This window comes from uncultured Chitinophaga sp. (assembly GCF_937874145.1).
Classification (GTDB): domain Bacteria; phylum Bacteroidota; class Bacteroidia; order Chitinophagales; family Chitinophagaceae; genus Chitinophaga.
In genome coordinates this window covers 1-19,199 of record NZ_CALNBI010000175.1, presented here as the reverse complement: position 1 = coordinate 19,199, position 19,199 = coordinate 1, and the positions used below count along the sequence as shown (strand labels likewise).

At 57.1% G+C, this 19,199-nt stretch carries 12 protein-coding genes and 1 pseudogene; 9 read left to right on the top strand and 4 right to left on the bottom strand.

Going from position 1 to position 19,199, the window contains the following annotated elements:
* Positions 1-173 precede the first annotated feature (173 nt).
* Positions 174-1,325 carry a HEAT repeat domain-containing protein gene (locus Q0510_RS08375; protein WP_298710011.1) on the bottom strand — a complete coding sequence of 384 codons (1,152 nt, stop codon included), beginning with the start codon at positions 1,323-1,325 and terminating at the stop codon, positions 174-176.
* Between the two features lie 64 nt (positions 1,326-1,389).
* Entirely contained in the window at positions 1,390-1,770 is a 381-nt protein-coding gene (locus Q0510_RS08370) for a response regulator transcription factor (RefSeq protein ID WP_298710008.1), read from the bottom strand.
* A 589-nt stretch (positions 1,771-2,359) separates the two neighbouring features.
* Between Q0510_RS08370 and Q0510_RS08365 the strand changes: the two genes are divergently transcribed.
* From Q0510_RS08365 to Q0510_RS08325, 9 genes are all read left to right on the top strand, one after another.
* Positions 2,360-4,972: a c-type cytochrome gene (locus Q0510_RS08365; RefSeq protein WP_298710006.1), complete on the top strand. Its 2,613-nt coding sequence runs from the start codon at positions 2,360-2,362 to the stop codon at positions 4,970-4,972.
* Between the two features lie 396 nt (positions 4,973-5,368).
* Positions 5,369-6,382 (top strand): zinc-binding alcohol dehydrogenase family protein, encoded by a 1,014-nt coding sequence (locus tag Q0510_RS08360; RefSeq protein WP_298710004.1) that lies wholly within the window; start codon positions 5,369-5,371, stop codon positions 6,380-6,382.
* Between the two features lie 78 nt (positions 6,383-6,460).
* Positions 6,461-7,045 (top strand): RNA polymerase sigma factor, encoded by a 585-nt coding sequence (locus tag Q0510_RS08355; protein WP_298710002.1) that lies wholly within the window; start codon positions 6,461-6,463, stop codon positions 7,043-7,045.
* A gap of 92 nt (positions 7,046-7,137) precedes the next feature.
* Positions 7,138-8,295 carry a FecR domain-containing protein gene (locus Q0510_RS08350; RefSeq protein ID WP_298710000.1) on the top strand — a complete coding sequence of 386 codons (1,158 nt, stop codon included), beginning with the start codon at positions 7,138-7,140 and terminating at the stop codon, positions 8,293-8,295.
* A 164-nt stretch (positions 8,296-8,459) separates the two neighbouring features.
* Positions 8,460-11,969: a SusC/RagA family TonB-linked outer membrane protein gene (locus tag Q0510_RS08345; RefSeq protein WP_298709996.1), complete on the top strand. Its 3,510-nt coding sequence runs from the start codon at positions 8,460-8,462 to the stop codon at positions 11,967-11,969.
* An 18-nt stretch (positions 11,970-11,987) separates the two neighbouring features.
* On the top strand, positions 11,988-13,451 hold the full coding sequence (locus Q0510_RS08340; protein WP_298709994.1) for a RagB/SusD family nutrient uptake outer membrane protein: 1,464 nt from the start codon (positions 11,988-11,990) through the stop codon (positions 13,449-13,451).
* Between the two features lie 10 nt (positions 13,452-13,461).
* Entirely contained in the window at positions 13,462-14,619 is a 1,158-nt protein-coding gene (locus Q0510_RS08335) for a TlpA disulfide reductase family protein (protein ID WP_298709992.1), read from the top strand.
* 19 nt (positions 14,620-14,638) lie between these two features.
* Positions 14,639-15,745 carry a TlpA disulfide reductase family protein gene (locus Q0510_RS08330; protein ID WP_298709991.1) on the top strand — a complete coding sequence of 369 codons (1,107 nt, stop codon included), beginning with the start codon at positions 14,639-14,641 and terminating at the stop codon, positions 15,743-15,745.
* 67 nt (positions 15,746-15,812) lie between these two features.
* Positions 15,813-16,811: a 2-hydroxyacid dehydrogenase gene (locus tag Q0510_RS08325; RefSeq protein ID WP_298709989.1), complete on the top strand. Its 999-nt coding sequence runs from the start codon at positions 15,813-15,815 to the stop codon at positions 16,809-16,811.
* Positions 16,812-16,949: 138 nt separating this feature from the next.
* Here the strand turns inward: Q0510_RS08325 and Q0510_RS08320 are convergent, their stop codons facing one another.
* Together Q0510_RS08320 and Q0510_RS08315 are read right to left on the bottom strand one after the other, a co-directional pair.
* Positions 16,950-18,998, bottom strand: a complete 2,049-nt coding sequence (locus tag Q0510_RS08320; protein WP_298709987.1) for a DUF5689 domain-containing protein — start codon at positions 18,996-18,998, stop codon at positions 16,950-16,952.
* Positions 18,999-19,003: 5 nt separating this feature from the next.
* A pseudogene (locus Q0510_RS08315) lies at positions 19,004-19,199 on the bottom strand (hypothetical protein); the annotation flags it as partial.

The following is a 19,199-nucleotide window of genomic DNA, read 5'->3' as shown; positions in this document are numbered from 1 at the left end:
GAGGGGGGAGGTGAGGAGCTCTTCGCCGTTCTGGTACTTGTCGGTCATCACCCAACGGCGGACCGCTACCAGGGAGCATATGGCGAGCAGGGCGTAAGATACGAGCAGCACCATCCCGTAGGTGAACACCGTCGTTTCGAATACGTTGCCTGCTATTTCCCAGATCTGCTGCATCAGAATTTGATTAACGGGTTCATGCAATGTTTGAGGATCAGTTGGTTCTCAGGGCTGGCTTCGGCCATCAGTTCGTTGATGAGGTTGCTGCCGGGCGCCTGGTTGTTGATGAGCGATTTGGCGGCGTTCTTCCGCAGCTCGAAGTCGGTAGACAGCATGAACTCCTGTTTGAGAAATTCGGTATGCCTGCCGCTGCTGATGCGGCCGAGGGCCTTGAGTATCTCGATCTGGCAGTCCAGCGGCTGGTTGTTATAAATATACACGAGCTTGTCTTCCGCATCCGCCATCCGCATCTTGCCCAGGCAGTTGATGGCTTCCGCGCGGAGGAGGTGGTCCTTCGAATCGAGGAGCTTCATCACGGCGGGGATGGCTTTCAGCTGGTGGTAATGGATGACCAGCTTGAGGCAGAAGGATATCACGCTTTTGTTGGTGGAATAAGTGATCCATTGCGCGAAGTTGGGAATGGCGATGTTGGACGTGGTGGTGATGATGCGGAACAGTTCCACCTGGTCCCACTGCAGGAGGGGCTCGGTGGCCAGGTCGAAGAACTTGAAGGGTTCGTTTTTGGACAGCTTGATGTACGCCTGGCGTGCCGCGGCCCGCAGTTCACGGTTGCGGCTGTTGGTGAGGGGGAGGATGATTACGTCCGCCACGCCGATCTCCATGCTGCTGAGCTCGTTGAGCGCGCGCACCTTGCGGTTCCATTTGCGGGACTTCAGCTTCTTGAAGCTGTCTTTATCCAGCTCCAGCAGCAGGTAGAGGGTGCGGATCTCGTCGCCCATGGCGCCCCGCACGTTGTTACGGTAATTGATGAGCCGGTCGATGAGCACCTGCCGCCCCCAGCGCTTCCCGAAAGGAGCGAGCTGGAACGCGCTGGCCGCCGCTTCGGCGGTTTCGCCGGGCGTCTGGGCCAGCTCGGGGTCCTGCGACAAAACATTCTCGATGAGCAGGTCATCGATCAGCTCGTTGAGGCGCGCCACTTGTTTATCCCTCCGGAAGCCCCTGAAACGGCGGCGGAGGATGGAAAAATAAGCGACCAGCGTCATCCCGATCGCCACAAACACGAAAATGATGGCAATCTGGATAATCAGCGGCGCGTATCGGAATTCAAAAAATATACTCTCCAGGAAATCTAGCGGGGAGAAATTCATATGCGCGTTTTTCAGTAGGATTGTGAAGGTGTAGGGCTACAGCAGGGCGGAAGTATGCCCTGGCTTAGCTGGGTTCCCGGGTGAGCACCCGCCGGATGCGCGTCAGCAGCTCGGCCGGCAGCACCGGTTTCTTAAGAAAGTCGTTGGCGCCGAGCTGCAGGCCTTCCTTCACCATGTCTTCGTTGCCGGCGTTCGACAGCAAAATAACGGGAATCTGCCTGCCATCGGGCAAATTGCGTACCCGGCTCAGGATTTCGAAGCCGTTCGCATAGGGCATCATGATATCGGTAATGATCAGGTCGAACCCATAGCCGGAGGTCTCCAGTATCTCGAATGCTTCCTTGCCGTTCCTGACGTGGTCTACGTGATATTCCGCCTTCAGCAGGATTCTTTTAACGATGGTCGACATTACCTCATCGTCCTCGATCAGGAGAATTTTACTCATATCTCATTGTTCTTTTTGGTCCGCCCCGCCCGTATTGGTATACGGTTGCAGGACTAGCTCCCTTTCGGCCAGGTTTCTCTTAGGCTTGTTTTGAAACAGGCATCCGGTCGGCTAATGCAATAATCTGATTCAAACGGTTACAATAGGATCATCTCAAAAATACGGCCTTCTTATATGCAAAACAATAACTACGGGAAATATATCTGTAAATCAGACAGTTGTTACCGGATTTTTAACAGGGGAGGATGAGAAAACCGAGCATCTACATCGCCCGTAAATGGCCATAGTACTGTCACACACGAATAAGTGTGGAAAAAATTCAACACCGGGAACGAAATACGGATTCCAAACGAAATGTCCGGTTTTTATGCCAGTTACAGCAGCCGGAATAGCGAAAAGCCCGCTTTGCGTATTGCCGTTTTCCGGGAGGAATGATAACCTGGGAACCGGGTATTTAGCAGCAGGCCGCCTGGACGGGAATGCCTGTTCATGGAAAAATTCCCCTTCCTGACGAATAATTTTTTATTTTGGACGGCTCTTTTGTTCAGCAATTGTATTGATAAGCAAGTAAATTAACCGTAATTAAAAGATGATTAAACTGCCACTGGCCCTGATCTGTTCCGCATCCCTCATGATCGGCGCCAAACACTACATGGGCGATGAACCCTCCCTGCTTCCCGATCCCCCGGGCCTGACGATCTCCCGCTTCGCCGGTCCCGACGTAACGCCCAGCCCCGCCTGCCTCGCGGTAGCGCCCAATGGCGACGTGTACGTAGGGGTGGATATGATCGGATCCCTCGGGAAAGACCCCGGCAAAGGGCGCATCCTCCGGCTCACAGACGCCGATAACGACGGCAAAATGGACGCGCATACAGATTTCGCAACGGTCGACAACCCCCGCGGCATCATGGTGCTCGGCACCAAAGTATACGTCCTCCATACCACCTTCTCCGAAGAAACGAAGAAAGCTACCGGCATGTCGCTCGTCGTATTCGAAGACAAAGACGCGGACGGTAAGGCCGACGGCCCCGCCCAACCGCTCATCACCGACCTCAGCAACACCAAATACATCCAGGAACGCGGTACCGACCATGCCACCAACGGCATCCGCATGGGTATCGACGGATGGATATACATCTCCGTGGGCGACTTCGGTTTCCATAACGCCACCGACCGCTCCGGCAAAAAGCTTACCATGCTCGGCGGCGGGATCGTGCGCGTACGGCCCGACGGTACCGAGATGGAAGTGTTCACGCACGGTACCCGCAACGTGTACGACGTAGCCATCGACCCCTTCATGAACGTCTATACCCGCGAGAACACCAACGACGGCGGCGGATGGAACGTGCGCTTCTCGCACCACATCCAGTCCGGCGAATACGGATACCCCGTGCTGTTCCAAAACTTCACCGACGAGATACTGCCCGCGCTGGTAGACGTTGGCGGCGGTTCGGGAACGGGCGCGCTTTACCTGTCGGAGCCCAAATGGCCCGCACAGTACACCAACGTGCCCATGATGGCCGACTGGGGCCGCAGCATGCTCTACATCCACCGCGTAACGCCCGACGGCGCTTCGTTTACGCAGAAGGAAGAGGAGTTCCTCGGCCTCCCGCAGATCACGGACCTCGATGTGGACGGTTCCGGCAGGATGTACCTCTCCGCCTGGGATGGCGCCGGCTATTCCGGCAGCCCCAATAAAGGATATATCATCCGCGCGGTACCCAACGACTGGACCTACACGGCTTTCCCCGACCTGTCCAAAGCCACGGTGGCGGAACTGGCGGAATTGCTGAAATCCCCCAGCGCAGTGGCCCGCCTGAATGCTTCCCAGGAGCTCATCGGCCGCAGCGACAAGCAGGCGGCCGCCGCAGCGGCGCTGGCAGTGGCGAATGATGCGCAGCTGTCGCCCGAAAGCCGGGTAGCAGGTGTATATACCTACACACAGGTTGCTGGCCGCGATGGTATCGCGGCATTGACCGAACTGACGAAAGACGCGCTCCTGCGCGAGCATGCCCTCCGCGCGTTGGCCGACCGCAAAGCCAACCTGCAGGACGTGTCCATCGAGCCGTTCCTGGCCGGACTGAAAGACGAAAATCCCCGCGTAGCGGCGGCCGCGATCATCGGTCTGGGCCGCCTGGGCCGGATGGAAGCCGCGCATGCCCTCCTGCAAACGAAGCTGCCGGCCAGTTTTAATGCGCCCGCGAAAGGAACGGAAGGCCCGCACGCCACGCCGAATGCGGCCATCATACTGCCGCACCTCGCTGTGCAGGCCCTGGTGCAGCTGCATGCCGTGGATTCCTGCGTAGCCGCCGTTACAAGCGAAAGCTCTTCCCTGGCCTTGTGGGCATTGCGATATATGCATGATATGAAAGCGGTAAACGGGCTGATAGCGGTATACCCGAAGCTGAAAACAACACGGACGAAAGACAAGGTGATCACCACCCTGGCCCGTTTATATAAGAAAGAAGCGGATTATGATGCTTCGTGGTGGTGGGGCACCCGCCCGGATTCCCATGGGCCGTATTATAAAGCGGTGTCCTGGGAAGGATCGCCGGCTATCGAGAAGTTCCTGAAAAGGGAAGCGCTGAAGTTCCCTGCCCGCAAGCAGTACTTCACCGACCTCGATGCCCGCCACCGTATGGAGATCGCGGCGTTTGCGCCTGCGAAGCAGGAAGCGGCGGTAGCGAAAAACGAGCCGAAAGTGGACCTGGAAAAGATCAAGAATAAGAAAGGCCAGGTGGGCAAGGCGTCTATCGAAGACGTGCTGATCGCCGTGAACAATATCAAAGGAGACCCCGCGAAAGGAAAAGTGCTGTTTACCACGCAGGGTTGCATCGCCTGCCACAGTATTTCGAAAGGCGAGAAGATGAAAGGCCCGTACATGGGCCAGGTGGGCTCGATCATGAACCGCGAGCAGATCGCCGAATCCATCCTGAAACCGAATGCTTCCATCTCGCAGGGCTTTGCAACGGTGATGATCACCGCCAAGGGCGGGAAGTCGTACACCGGCTTCGTGACGGAAGAAACCGCCCAGCGGGTGGTGCTCCGCGACATCGGCGGCAACGTGACCACGCTGAAAACCTCCGATATCGCCTCGCGCAAGGAACTGAAGAATTCCATGATGCCGGCAGGACTGGCCAATGCCTTGTCTTACGAGGAACTGGCTTCGCTGGTGACGTTCCTGGCACAGCAGAAGAAATAATCTCGCAATGGGATAATATGAAGCGCCGCAGCCCGAGGGTTGCGGCGCTTTTTTTACGACAGTCTGAATATATTGATATAAAATGGATGAATTTGTGTAAAAATGTAAATTAAATGTAAGTTAAATATATGTTTATGTGAAGAATGCAGGCGGCCTGCCAAAGGAAGGGAAAAAATGGTGCAAGGACGGTGAAGGACGGTTAGAGGACGGTTCAACCGCGTCTACAGTACGGTGAAAAGGGGGCGCCGGCGTATCGTTCATCGTAGCGGAACCTAAATAACCAGCACGGGAAAGGTCCGTTTTTGTAAAAGAAAATGTCGGTTCCCGACAAGAATTTGTGGGTTGAATTGTCGTAGGTTTGGCGGAGGCATAACGCCTGATTCAAACCTGGATGGCATGAAGATTCTCACTTGTACAACGCCCGGAGCCCTGGCTTACGGAGAGGCGCCGCAGCCTGAACTGATCAAAGACCACGCAATCCTCCGCATCCGCCGGATCGGCATCTGCGGCACGGACCTGCACGCCTTCGAAGGTACGCAGCCTTTTTTCAGTTACCCGCGGGTGCTGGGGCATGAGTTGTCGGGCGAGCTGGTGGCAGCGGACGGGGCGCCGGGGTTCATGGCAGGGGAGGCGGTGACTTTCATCCCGTATTACCATTGCGGGCATTGCATCGCCTGCCGGTCGGGGAAGCCCAACTGTTGCGTGAGCATGGCGGTGTGCGGCGTGCATGTCGACGGCGGCATGGCGGAATACCTCCGGGTGCCATCTTCGGCCCTGCTGCACGGGCAGGGATTATCGTTCGATGCGCTGGCGCTCGTGGAGCCCCTGGCTATCGGTGCGCATGGCGTTCGCCGGGCGGATGTGCGGCCGGGGGAATATGTTGCCGTGATCGGCACGGGCCCGATCGGCCTGGGCGTGATGGAATTTGCGCGGATCGCGGGAGCGGAAGTGATCGCGGTGGACATTAACCGGCAACGGCTGGACTTCTGCCGGGAAAAGCCCGGGGTGCAGCATATCGTGGATGCTTCCGAAGGTGATGTGGAAGGTGCATTACAAACCATCACCCATGGCGATTTCCCCACCGTGGTGATCGATGCCACCGGCAGCCAGCGCGCCATTACCGAGGGGTTTAAGTATCTCGCGCATGGCGGGCGTTATGTGCTGGTAGGGCTCCAGCGGGGGGAGGTGGCTTTCAGCCATCCCGAATTCCACAAGCGCGAAGCGACGCTCATGAGCAGCCGAAACGCCACCCGCGAAGATTTCGCGCATGTGGTGGATGCCATGAAATCGGGGCGCGTAGACCCAACACATTATATTACCCACCGGGTGCATTTCGACCAGGTGCAAACCGAATTCCATCGTTGGCTGGACCCGAAGAACGGTGTGGTCAAAGCGATGGTATCTCTTTAAACAGCGTTTTTAGTTCGTTCTCCTTCCGGCATCTTTATCACATTTTTACTATTTTTATCCCAAATCAACCAACACCGCATGCCAAGGGAGGGGGATGGAATGAGCGAGCATTTATTACAAGAGCAATCATTACTGGCCGGGATCGGCGCTTCCGACGAAAGGGCTTTCGGGGAGATCGTCCGCCACTACTTCCCGCGCCTGCTGCCGTTCGCCATCAAGATCACCAAAAACAGGGCCGTTGCCGAAGACATCGTGCAGGAAGCATTTTTGCGCCTGTGGCAGCACCGTGCGGAATATGAAAAGATCCGGTTCCTGCGGGCCTGGTTATTTACGGTTGTTTCCAATCTTTCCCTCACTTACATCAAACGCCTGGCGCGCGAAGGAAAATTCCTGCAGCATTTACGGGACTTCGCCGAAACCTCGCGGTCGGATGTGGCCGAGCAGGTGCAGTACCGCGAAAGCGGAACGGTGATCGCGCGGGCAGTGCAGCAATTGCCGCCCCAGCAGCAACAGGTGTACCGCCTCAGCCGGTACGATGGGCTTACGATCCCGGAGATCGCGGCGCAGCTGGGATTATCGTCCAATACCGTGAAGAACCACCTGGTGAGGGCGCTGCAATCGGTCCGCGACCACGTGCGGAAGGCAGGCCTGTTCTGGCTTTGACGAAATGTCAAAAAAAAGTTTCCGGGGCACTGGTCCTAATCCATTCCCCGGTAGTTATAGCTTATATCGTTGTTGCAAATTGCTATTCCACCATGTTAGATGATCAAAGGGACAAGGTACGTCTCCTCCTGCAGCGCTATTATGCCGGCAGCATAGGAGAAAACGAGGCGGCAGAGCTGGACCTTCTGTTGCAGGACGGGCGTTACGACGCCCTCATGCAGGAAGTGTTGTCCGAGCTCGCCGGCGGCGTGCAGCCGATGGACCTGGCGGCAGAAGATATGGACCGGATGGTATCGCGCATCCACGAGCTGAAAGCACCGGCGAAAGTGCGCAGCCTGCCCTGGCGCAGGATCGCGGCGGCGGCGGTATTCGTGCTCGCTATCGGCGCCGCGGGATATTGGGCGGTAACATCGAGGGGAACAGCTGGGCAGGAAGTGCGGAACTTCGGCGGCGATGCGTTGCCGGGATCCGACAAGGCCATTCTCACCCTGGGCGATGGCAGCCGGATCAACCTGAACGACGCGGCGAACGGTGCGCTGGCCAGCCAGGGCGGCGGCAATGCCGTGAAGACGGGGCAGGGCGTATTGGCCTACAACGCCTCCGGCGACCCCGTGGAGTTCCATACGCTGGCCACGCCACGCGGCGGGCAGTACCGGCTTACGTTGCCCGATGGCTCCACCGCCTGGCTCAACGCGGGCAGCGCATTGCGCTATCCCACTGCGTTCATCGGAAAGGAAAGAAAAGTGGAATTGACGGGAGAAGCGTTCTTTGATATCAAACCCAACACAGAAATGCCGTTCATCGTCCAGATCCGCAACGGCGGAGAAGTGGTGGTATTGGGAACGGCATTCAATATACAGGCTTATGCCGACGACCCGGGCAGCCGCACCACGCTGGTGCAGGGCTCCGTGATGATGCGCAATGGGCGGGAACAACACCTGCTGCGCCCCGGGCAGGCCATGCGGCTGGAAGGGACGGACATGATCCTGAACGACCAGGCCGATATCGAAGCCGCCACCGCCTGGAAGAACGGATTGTTCCTCTTCCGCGACGCGCCGGTAGAAACTGTGATGAAACAGCTGGCGCGATGGTACGACGTAGAAGTAGTTTATGAAAAAGGCATAGTGAAAGAGTACTTCAATGGCACGATCCCGCGGAACGTTCCGCTGTCGAAAGTGCTGGAATTGCTGGAACTGACAGGACTTGTACACTTTACAATCAATGGGAATAAGGTAACTGTCTCGCCCTGATGAACAGCTGCATCGGGCAGCAGGCAGGAAATCTGGATCGCAGCACCCCACCGGCGCCAACAGCTGCCGGAGGGGACAGGGACCGGTTTGTCTGAAAGGGCCGGTCCGGGAAAAGACACATACATTTCAGACAGGAGATTTTTTTATCACCCAAAATCGAATTTATGTATTCATGCGCCTGGCGCCAGGCGGATCGGGGCATTGCATGCCACCCGGCCATCCGCAGGGCTTACCGTATGCTGACGTTGTGCTTGTTCTTCCTCGCCGCGGGCCTCGCCGCCCACGCACAGGAGATATCCCTGCAAATGCGCAACGAACCATTTGTCAAAGCTTTGAAATCGATCGAGAAACAAAGCGGCTATACCTTTATCTATGGCAAAAACCAACTCGACAACACCAAACCAGTGACCGTATCCCTGCGCAACGTTTCGTTGAACGACGCGCTGGCGGCCTGTTTCAGAAACCAACCATTAACGTATTCGCTGCGCGATAACCGATTTATCGTTATCCAGGCAAAAGCCAGCAACAACACGCTGTACAGCAGTCCGGGCGAACAACCCAAAGCCGCCGTGCCCCTGGACGGCCGCGTGACGGACGAAGACGGGACGCCACTGCCCGGAGTGACCGTTCGGGCCGTTTCCAACCATCCCATGGGCGCCACCCGGATTACGACAACAGACAACGACGGGCGGTTCACCATCCCCATGGCGCACGATCCGCAGCTGATCTTTTCATATGTAGGCTACGAGCCTTATGCCATCACACCGAAGTCTTTCGCCGCGCTGGACGTGCGGATGAAACGCGCTTCCTCGAAGCTGGATGAGCTCATCATCACCGGCTACTCCGCCAAATCCGCCAAGGAACTGACCGGCGCGGTGCAGAAGGTAACCGGTGAACAGCTCCGCAACAGCGTGACTACGCCGAATGCGTTGTCGATGCTTAAGGGCAAGACGACCGGGCTGTATATCACGGAGACTTCCGGCGAGTCCGGCGCGAAAGGGCAGGTGATCGAAAGGGGGCAATCGTCGATGGCGACGCCCACCAACAATTACTTCGGGCCGCTGTTCGTCGTGGACGGCGTGATCACGAATTATACCAGTTTGCAGGACGCCGTGAACCCGGCGGATGTGGAGGATATCACCATATTGAAAGATGCCTCTTCCACGGCTATTTACGGCTCGCGCGCGGCGCAGGGCGTGATCGTGATCACGACGCGCCGGGGCAAAACGGGCCGCACGGGCGTTAACCTCAACATGCAATACGGCGCTATCCAGCCGGTGCGCGCCATCCGATTCATGAACACCACCGAACTGATCGGGTTCATGGATAAGCAGATGCAGCGGTATTGGGAGCAGACGCCTTCCATCCAGGCGCAGTTCCCCGACGTCAACGAGTTTGTGCGCCAGCGGCGGACGTATTCCGACGCTGACCGGAACAATAACTTCAACTGGGAAGATGCGATCTATAGCAATGGAAATTTCCGGAATACGGAACTGAACATCCAGAGCGGCAACGATAAGACGAAGTTTTACGGCGGCGTGGCCTGGTATAAGGAGAACGGCGCGCTGTATGATAACGCCTTCGACCGGAAGAGCCTTCGTATCAATATCGACCAGAAAGTCAGCGATAAATTCTCCGTAGCCGTAAACCTCAGTTCTATCATCGATAAAACCACCCGGCGCAATGGGGTGCCTGAGCTGTACATGATCCAGCCGTTCCAGAACCCGTATGCGGCCGACGGCTCGATGCCGGACAGCTTGCCGGTGAAGCAGTCCAACAACTACGGCCCCATGTTCCAGACCTGGACGCAGAACTTCCTCGCCGAAGCGGAGTACGACAATACGGCGGTGACGGACGTGCACAATCACCTGGGCGCCATCAAGCTGCGGTACGATATCAGGCCCTGGCTGTTCGTGCAGAGCGCCAACTCGATCAACTACATGGGCACGCGCTTCAATTCCTACCTCGATCCGCGTTCCTATTCCGGCAAATACGGCGGGTTCCCTTACCTGTTTAATGCCGCCAGTCCTGTGCTGCCGAACGGTACGCTCACGATCCGCGATACCCGCTATACCGATTACCTGACTTCCAATACGCTGAACTTCCGCAAGTCGTTCGGGCTGCATTCCGTATCGGCCCTGATCGGGCAGGAATGGGGTAAGCGGGCGACGGAGGTGACCAGTGCGGACATGTATAACGTGCTGCCCGGTGAGCGCAACGCCGGTGCGGCCAGGGGATATGGCAGCGCGGTGTACCTTGCGTACCTGTTGCCTTCCTCGCCGCCGGCGTCGCCTATCGGCAGCTACCAGGAGCGCGCTACCTTCTCCGTATTTGGACAGGCGGATTATAACTACGACCAGAAGTATTTCGCGGCGGCGTCCGTCCGTTCGGATGCCACCACCAACTTCGGGCGCGACAAGCGTTACGGGACGTTCTATTCCATCAGCGGCGGCTGGCTGCTGTCGAACGAAGCGTTCCTGCGCGACAATAAGACTGTCAACAACCTGAAGCTCCGAGCGGTGTACGGTACTTCCGGACGCGACCTTGGCGATGGTTACCTGAATACCACTTTTTACAGCGACGGGCGCCGTTACGGTTCCATCGACAACATTGGTTCAACCATTTCCCAGCTGGCAAACCCGGTGATTTCCTGGGAAACGATGTACAGCACGAATGTGGGGCTGGACCTGGGATTATGGAACCGCATCGACCTGACGGCGGATATTTACCGCAAGCGCAGCGCGGGCCTGTTGCAGAACGTGAACCTCACTTCCGCGCAAGGTTCGCTGAGCCAGTATCAGAATATCGGGGAGATCATCAACCGCGGTGTGGAGATCATGCTGAATGCGCACGTGGTGAAAACGAAAGACTTCAACTGGTATGCGAATTTCAATATCAGCTTCAATAAGAACCACATTTCCGCGCTGTACCAGGATTCTCTGCGCGACAGCTATTCCAATGCCTATTACCGCAAGATCGGGGAAGATATCAACGTGATCAAGGCGATCACCTATATCGGCATCAACCCGGAGAACGGAAATATGATCCACCGGAACTACGATGCTTCGGGCAAACCGGTGGAGGTGGAAGGTATTGGCAGCACCACCAACCTGGCGAACTGGGAAACGGTGGGATCTGCTACGCCGAAGTTCTTTGGCGGGTTTACCAATACGTTTAAATACAAGCGGTTCACGCTGAGCGCGGAATGGTGGTTCCAGTACGGGAATTACGTGATGATGTCGCTGGTGAACAACTTCCAGTCGCCTACTGCGCCGCGCCTGGGCCGCAACAACGTGGTGTTCGGCAGCAACCAGCGGCTGTGGCAGGGCAAAGGCGATATGAACGCGAATTACCCGGATGTTTTCAGTACGAACCCGAATGCCTGGAACGCGCTGACTTACCGTTCTTCGCGCCTGTGGGGCGATGCGAGCCATTTGCGCCTGCGCAACGTGCGGCTGTCGTACGACGTGCCGGATGCGTTGTTGCGCAAATTGAAGATCCGGCAGCTGTCAGCCTACCTGAGCGGCGACAACCTGGCGGTGATCAAGCGGAAGGATTTTGTGGGGGCTGATCCGGAGGGCGCGTCCCTGGGATCCAGCACGGCCTATAACGGCGTGGGCACCTCTTTCGCCAATCCGCGCAGATTCCTGGCCGGCATCAACGTAAGCTTTTAACCATCAAAAATGCGACACATGAAATCCATCATCAATTATATCGCGGCGGCGGGGTTACTGTTTACTGGTAGCGCCTGCAATAAAGAGCTCGACAAGCTCCGGCCGCACAACGTAACGTATGAAGAGCAGCGGTTCGCTACTCCGGAAGGGTTCCGCAAAGCGGTATTCGGCGCCTATGCGGCGATTGCCGGGGCGGCGGTAGCGAATTCCTTCAACTTCAATGATATGCAGGTGTTCTTCGGCGAAGCGCACGGGAACAATATCAGGGCGCTGGATGCGGGTGTGAACCGGTATACGGATGCTTTCAATTACCTGAATTCAGGGGAGAAGGACTTGTCGTACACGTATGAATACTGGCGCGGGGCGTACAACGCTTCTTTGCTGATCAACAAGATACTCGCCAATGTGAAGGCCGGGGAAGCGAACCCGGTGATCCTGCAGGCGAAAGGAGAGGCGTTATTCCTCCGGGCGTATGTGTATTTCAATCTCATCCGCCTGTATGGCAAACCGTATTACCAAAATGGCGGCAACAACCCCGGCGTGATGCTGATCACGACGGATAACAACGGTGCTGCGTTTGCGCCGCCACGGGCAACGGTGAAAGCGGTGTACGACCAGGTGGTGGCGGACCTTACTGAAGCGCTGCCCTTGCTGAAAGCCAATGCGGGCAACAGCTATGCGTCGCGCTATGCGGCTTTCGGGTTGCTGTCGCGGGTGTACCTGTATATGGGCGGTACCTTCGCCTCTCCGGACGCCAACGCCAACAGGAAGGCGCGGGAGTACGCGGATTCGGTGATCCTCCACGGTGGTTACACGCTGCTGCAGGATGCGGCTTATACCAGTTACTACAGTACCGATGCGCCGGGGAACCGCGAGGATATTTTCGCGGTGAATACCCAGCAGCACCAGGGGCTCATCGCCAACCTGTTCGCCATGCCTTCGCAGATCAATTATACGGGCGGGCTGTACCGCCCTTCCCCGGATCTGCTTTCCCTCATCCGGCCGCAGGATCTGCGCCGGCAATTTTACAAGCGCAACGTAACGCCCGGTTGGCCGGACGATTCCCTGGCGACGGTGAAGTACATGATCAATTACGTGTCGCTGTACAGCGTGTCGCCATACCGTTACCTGCGCCTGGCGGAAGTGTACCTGAACCGTGCGGAAGCCGCCGTGAAAGCGGGCGATAACGCCGCGGCGCTGAGTGACCTGAATGTGATCCGCCGGCGCGCGGGCATCGGGGATACTTCCAACATCACCGGGCAGCCGCTGTTCAACGAGATACTGAAGCAACGCAGGATTGAGTTGGCGTTCGAAGGGCATGTGAGCTTTGATTATTTCCGGAACGGATTGCCGATGGTGCGTGATTATGCGTCGGGGAGCTCAGGGGCGATGACCGTGCAGGCCACGGACCCGAAAATCCTCATGCGCATACCTTCCGACGAGATCACCGGTAACCCGAACCTTTCCCAAAACGAGCAATAAAATAATGACCATGAAGAAAATCCTTTTCCTTTCCCTGGCAGGCATCGGGAGTTTCCTGGGCGCTTCGGCACAGGGGACGTTCACCCTCGAAGGGCGCTACACCGGCGGCGAGCTGCCCTGGATATATCTCCGCTATCCCGGAGCCGACGGTAAATATGTGAATGACAGTACGCCGGTGCGCAACGGCCGCTTCTCTTTCAAAGGGAAGCTCGACGGGCCGGCGTACGCGAGCCTGAACGGACAGCTGAAATCGCGCAATATGGACGATCCGAATATCGAATGGTTCTTCCTGGAGCCGGGTAAAACCACCATCACCGTTACAGAAAATGCTTTCAAAAAGATGAAAGTAGACGGTGGCACGGTGCAATCGGATTATAACAAGGTGCAGGCGCAGAAAGCGCCCATCAAAAAGGAATGGGAGCCGTTCTTCAAATCACTCGATTCCATCAATAAGATAGACAATTTCAAAGCGCAGGAGTTCAAATCCGGGCTGAAGCCTTATTATGCCGCGATGGAGAAAATCGATATGGCATATATCGACAAGCATCCGGGCACTTACCTGACGGCTTTCCTGCTGCGGGGGTACACGCATGGCATGGCAACCGATAAGCTGCAGGCGCATTACGACAAACTCCCGGCATCTATCCGCAAAAGCATGGGTAAAGTGATCGGAGACGAGCTGGAACGCCGGAAAATAGGCGTACCGGGAACGGAAGCTTTCGCTTTCGCGACAACCGATATCAACGGCCAGCCCTTCAACCTGGCGGATTACAAAGGCAAATACGTGCTGCTCGATTTCTGGGCCAGCTGGTGCCTGCCCTGCCGCAAAGGCAACCCGCACCTGCTGAAGCTGTATGCGGAATACAAAGACAAAGGGCTGGAGATCGTGGGCGTGTCTGACGATGATAATAAACCAGAAGCCTGGCGCAAGGCGGTGAATGACGACAAAATCGGCGTGTGGAAGCATGTGCTCCGCGGGATGGACCGTGAAAAGATGATGGCCGGCGCATTTAATCCGAAGGATATCAGCAAACGGTACGGTATTTCCACGCTGCCGACCAAAGTGCTGGTAGACCCGCAGGGGAAGATCATCGGCCGTTTCGAAGGCGGCGACCGCGACGATGCGAAGATGGATGCGCAGCTGGCGGAAGTGTTTAGCGGGAAATAACTTCAATTAAAACATCAATATGAAAAGATGCATTCAGATCGCAGCCTGCTGCCTGCTGGCTTTGCCGGCCTTCGCGCAGGAGGCGGTTGTAGAAGGAAATATCAAAGGTTTGCCGGATGGCACGAAAATCTATCTCCGCTCCTTCACCAGCAGCGGCGGGACGGATTCCGCCGTGGCAAAGGGAGGCGCATTCCGTGTGCGGACAAATGCCGCGGAAGGGGATATGTTTATACTCAGTGCGGGCAACGACCGCATGGCGCAAAACAGTTCCACCTTTTTCTACCTGGAGCCGGGCGTGATAAAAATTTCGGGGAAAGGGCCGTTGCTGAAAGAAGTGGCTTTCGCCGGTCCGGCCTATGCGAAGGACCTCAACACCTTGCAGGCGCTGAACAAATTGCCGCTGTTCCAAAAGCGGATGGAAGTGGCCACGAAGATGAACGAAGCGTATAAGGTGAAAGATACGGTAACACTGAAAGCCCTGCAGGGCGACTACAATAAGCTGGATTCCGCGTCCCGCCAGGTATATGAAAAATGGGTAGATGAACACAAGGCTTCGCCGGTGAGCGCTATGGTGCTGTCGTTCCACCTGCGGTACAAGGACATGGACGAATTGGAGAAGCGCCTCAAAGCCCTCGCGCCTTCCGCCAAAGAAAATGCCCCAGCCAAAAAACTGCTCCATAGTGTAGAAGCTGCCAAGGCAACGGCTATCGGGAAAGTAGCGCCGGAGTTCACCCAAAACGATACGTTGGACAAACCCGTATCGCTGAAAGATTTCCGGGGCAAGTACGTACTGATCGATTTCTGGGCCAGCTGGTGCGTGCCCTGCCGCCATGAGAACCCCGCGGTGGTGAAGGCTTTCCAGCAGTATAAAGACAAGAACTTTACCGTACTGGGCGTATCGCTCGACCGCCAGGGCCAGAAAGACAAATGGCTCAAAGCTATCCACGACGACAACCTGACCTGGACACATGTGTCCGACCTCAACTGGTGGGACAACGCCGTGTCCCGGCAATATGACATCCGTTCCATCCCCGCCAACTTCCTGCTCGATCCGCAGGGCCGGATCATCGGGAAGAACCTGAGAGGGGAGGCGCTGGAGAAGAAACTGGCGGAAGTGCTGAACTGATGCGCTTTTCGCTTCTTAACAAAAAGGTGGCCTTGGAAAAGGGCCGCCTTTTTGTACTTTAGGGGATATGAAAATACTCTTCTTCTCCGCCAAGCCATATGACAAACACTTCTTCATCCGGGAAAACGAGCCCTATGGTTTCGAGCTCGAGTTCCTGGAAACGCATCTCGGACCGCATATCGTGAATGCCGTGGACGAAGGCACGCCGGTGGTGTGCACGTTCGTCAACGACAAGCTGTCGGAAGAAGTGATCGGCATCCTGGCGGCGAAGGGTGTGAAAGTGTTGGCGCTGCGTTGCGCCGGTTTCAACAACGTGAACCTGGAAGCGGCGCGGAAGCACGGCATCCGCGTGTGCAGGGTACCGGCCTATTCGCCGGAAGCCGTAGCGGAGCATGCCGTAGCTATGCTGCTCACGCTCAACCGGAAAACCCATAAAGCGTACAACCGTGTGCGGGAGCAGAACTTCTCGCTGAACGGGCTCCTGGGCTTCAATCTTCACGGCAGGACCGTGGGCGTGATCGGAACCGGCAAGATCGGGAAAGCCTTCTGCCGCATCATGGCGGGCTTCGGTTGCCGGGTGATCGCCGCGGACCCCTTCCCGGACGCCGCTTTGCAGGCCGCCGGCGTGGAATACCTGCAGCTGGCGGACGTGCTGGCGACGTCGGATATCATTTCGCTGCATTGCCCGCTTTCCCCCGAAAGCCAATATCTCATCAACCGCGACTCCCTGGCGCTTATGAAAAAGGGCGTCACCATCATCAACACCAGCCGCGGCGGGCTGCTTCATACCGCCGACGTGATCGAGAGCCTCAAATCCGGGCAGATCGCTTACCTGGGCATTGATGTGTATGAGCAGGAAGACAAGCTGTTTTTCAAGGACCTGTCGGGCAGCATTATTGCGGACGACGCCATCCAGCGGCTCATGAGCTTCCCGAACGTGCTCGTAACCGGCCACCAGGCTTTTTTTACAGAAGAAGCGCTGCAGCAGATCGCGCAGATCACGCTGCGGAGCGTGGACCAGCTTTGCAACGGCAAGCCGCTGAACGAAGAGGTGATCCTGGTATAGTTGTTAATTTTTCCTGATCTGAGCTGCACCAGGTTGATCGGATCGGGAAAACTATGGGAAGGTGCCCGGGTGAAAGATATAACAGAAAACCCCGCTCAACTGAGCGGGGTTTCTTTTTGTATGTGCTGTCGACGATGATTATTTGTTGTACTTCACCGATACGTGCATCAACCTTGTCAGCGCGTTAGCTCCGATGGAGGCACCGCTGGGGTTGGTGGTGCTGCCGGCCGTCTTGTTCGCCACGCGCACCCGGATGTACAGTTGCTGCAATCCGCTGGCTGCCTGCGGGAACTGGAAATTCACCACTTTGGAGCCTGGTACCTGCGTCAGCAGGGTGTTCGACCAGTTGGTCACATCCTGGAAAGTGAAGGTTCCTACGCTGCTCCAATCCGTAGCGGCGTCGTTGCTGGATGCCCATTCCACGATGAAGTTGCGCGGCCCGCCGATGTCGGAGTTGCCTTCCAGCTGGAGGGAAACGGGGCGGTTGATGCCTGCGGTCGATACCTCGATTATCCACGATTCGCCAGCGTTGGTAGTTGCATTCCACCAGTTTTTGGTGGACCATCCGCCATTGCTGACGGCGCCTTTAACGGTAGCGGGTTCCTGTAGGAGGCCGTTGTAATCCGTAGCTGCGCCGATGCCGGTGCCGCCGGTGAAGTCGAGGCCGGTTTTGGTGGTCTGATAGATCCGTCCTGTGCCGGTTTCGGGTGTGAGCGGGTTGAGGCTGGCGGTGGGAGTGGCGGCGTATTCGTTCCGGAAACGGCTCCATTCCACCAGTACGTTCGAGAAACCGTTTTCGCGTTCGGTTTGCAGGGCAATGTCTTCCCGGCTGAGGTGGCGGATGGCGTATTTGCCGATGTTGCCGCCGTACCGGTCGTGTTTTTCATGCACGAGGATGCCGGCGATGGTTCCCGAGCCCTGGGGCACCTGTTCCCCGTTGCGGCGGTAAGGCACGTCGAGGTTGGTGAGCATGTACAGCCCGTCGCCATGGATGTCGCGGATATGCGTGGGATAGCAATCCGTCCGCGCCACGTACCCTTCGTTGATATTGGTGAATGCGCCGAAAGGCACGGAAATCTCGACCTCGCGCAGCTTCAGGTAAGTGTAGAGGTCTGCGTCGGTGAGGTCGCCGATGTATTTTTCACGGGGCAGGAGCGGGGTGCTGCGGCTTTCTTTATGCATCACCTGTTGCGCTACGATGCCGGAAACGATGGCGTGGTCGGGGTTGCTGATGCGGGAAAGCGTGGCGCCCTTCAGCCAGATCTTCACATGGTCGTTGAAGCTGAAGATATTGTCGCCCGCGGTTTTCGCTTTCAGATAGAGGCCCGAAGTGCCGTCCAGGCTTTGCACGTAGATGGCTATGGCGTTTTCCGTTTTATCGATGACATGCTTGTTGCTGGCGGAATTGCGGGCGATGTTGGGATGCCCTTTGTCGCTGATCACGATGCCTTCGATGTAGATATTCTCGTCGATGGTGCCGGCGGCCAGCAGCTGCTTGACGTACGCGAAATCCTTCTGTACGGCGCCTTCGAAGCTGATGCCGGGATGCTGGCGGATGCGGACGGAATCGCGGGTGGTGGTGCCCAGCGCGTCGAGGTAGCTGAGGGTAACGATGCCGGAGCGCGCGTCTGCCGAGCGGTTGGTGTCGGCTTTCACGAGGAGGTAGCCGTTGCTGATGGTGACGTTGCCGAGCCAGTTTTCCTGTGCGGCATCGTCGTAGCGGTAGCTGATGCTCATTTGCTCCAGGGGCACGTTGGTGGCGATCACGGTTTTGAGGGTGCCGCCGTTGGAGATGCTTTGCATCGTGGTGTCCGCAATGGCCACCTGGGGCACGAGGCCGCGTTGTTGCAGGGAAATGGTGTCGGTCAGGCTGCCAGCTTTCACGAGGAGCTTCACGGCGCGGGGGAGGTTGCCCTCGTTGCTGGTCACTTCCGCGCGAACGCTGCCCTTCCCGTCGCCGGAGGAGGATTGCAGTTTAACCCAATCGGCGTTGCCGATGGGCGCGATGGTCCAGGCACCCTCGGCGTAAACGATGAGCTGGGTAGTGTCGGCGGCGGCGTTCAGGCGCACGATGCGCTGGTTGATCGCCAGTTCTGTGGTGAATTTATAGTCTTCCGTTTTGCGGCAGGCGGCAAACAGCGATGCCATTGCGCCCGCGGCCAGGATGTATCTCAGGTATTGCTTCATGCCGGTTATTGTTTGAGTTCGAGAAGGATGGGCTTGTGGTCGGAATGCACGGCCGTAAACGGATCATACAGGAACGTGCAACGGACGATCTTCTTTTTGAGGTCGCCGCTCAGGTAGATGTAATCGATCCGGGAATCGGAAGCGATCACGCTTTTGCCGGTGCTTTCCTTTTGCTTGTCGTCGTACACTTTGCCGGCGTCC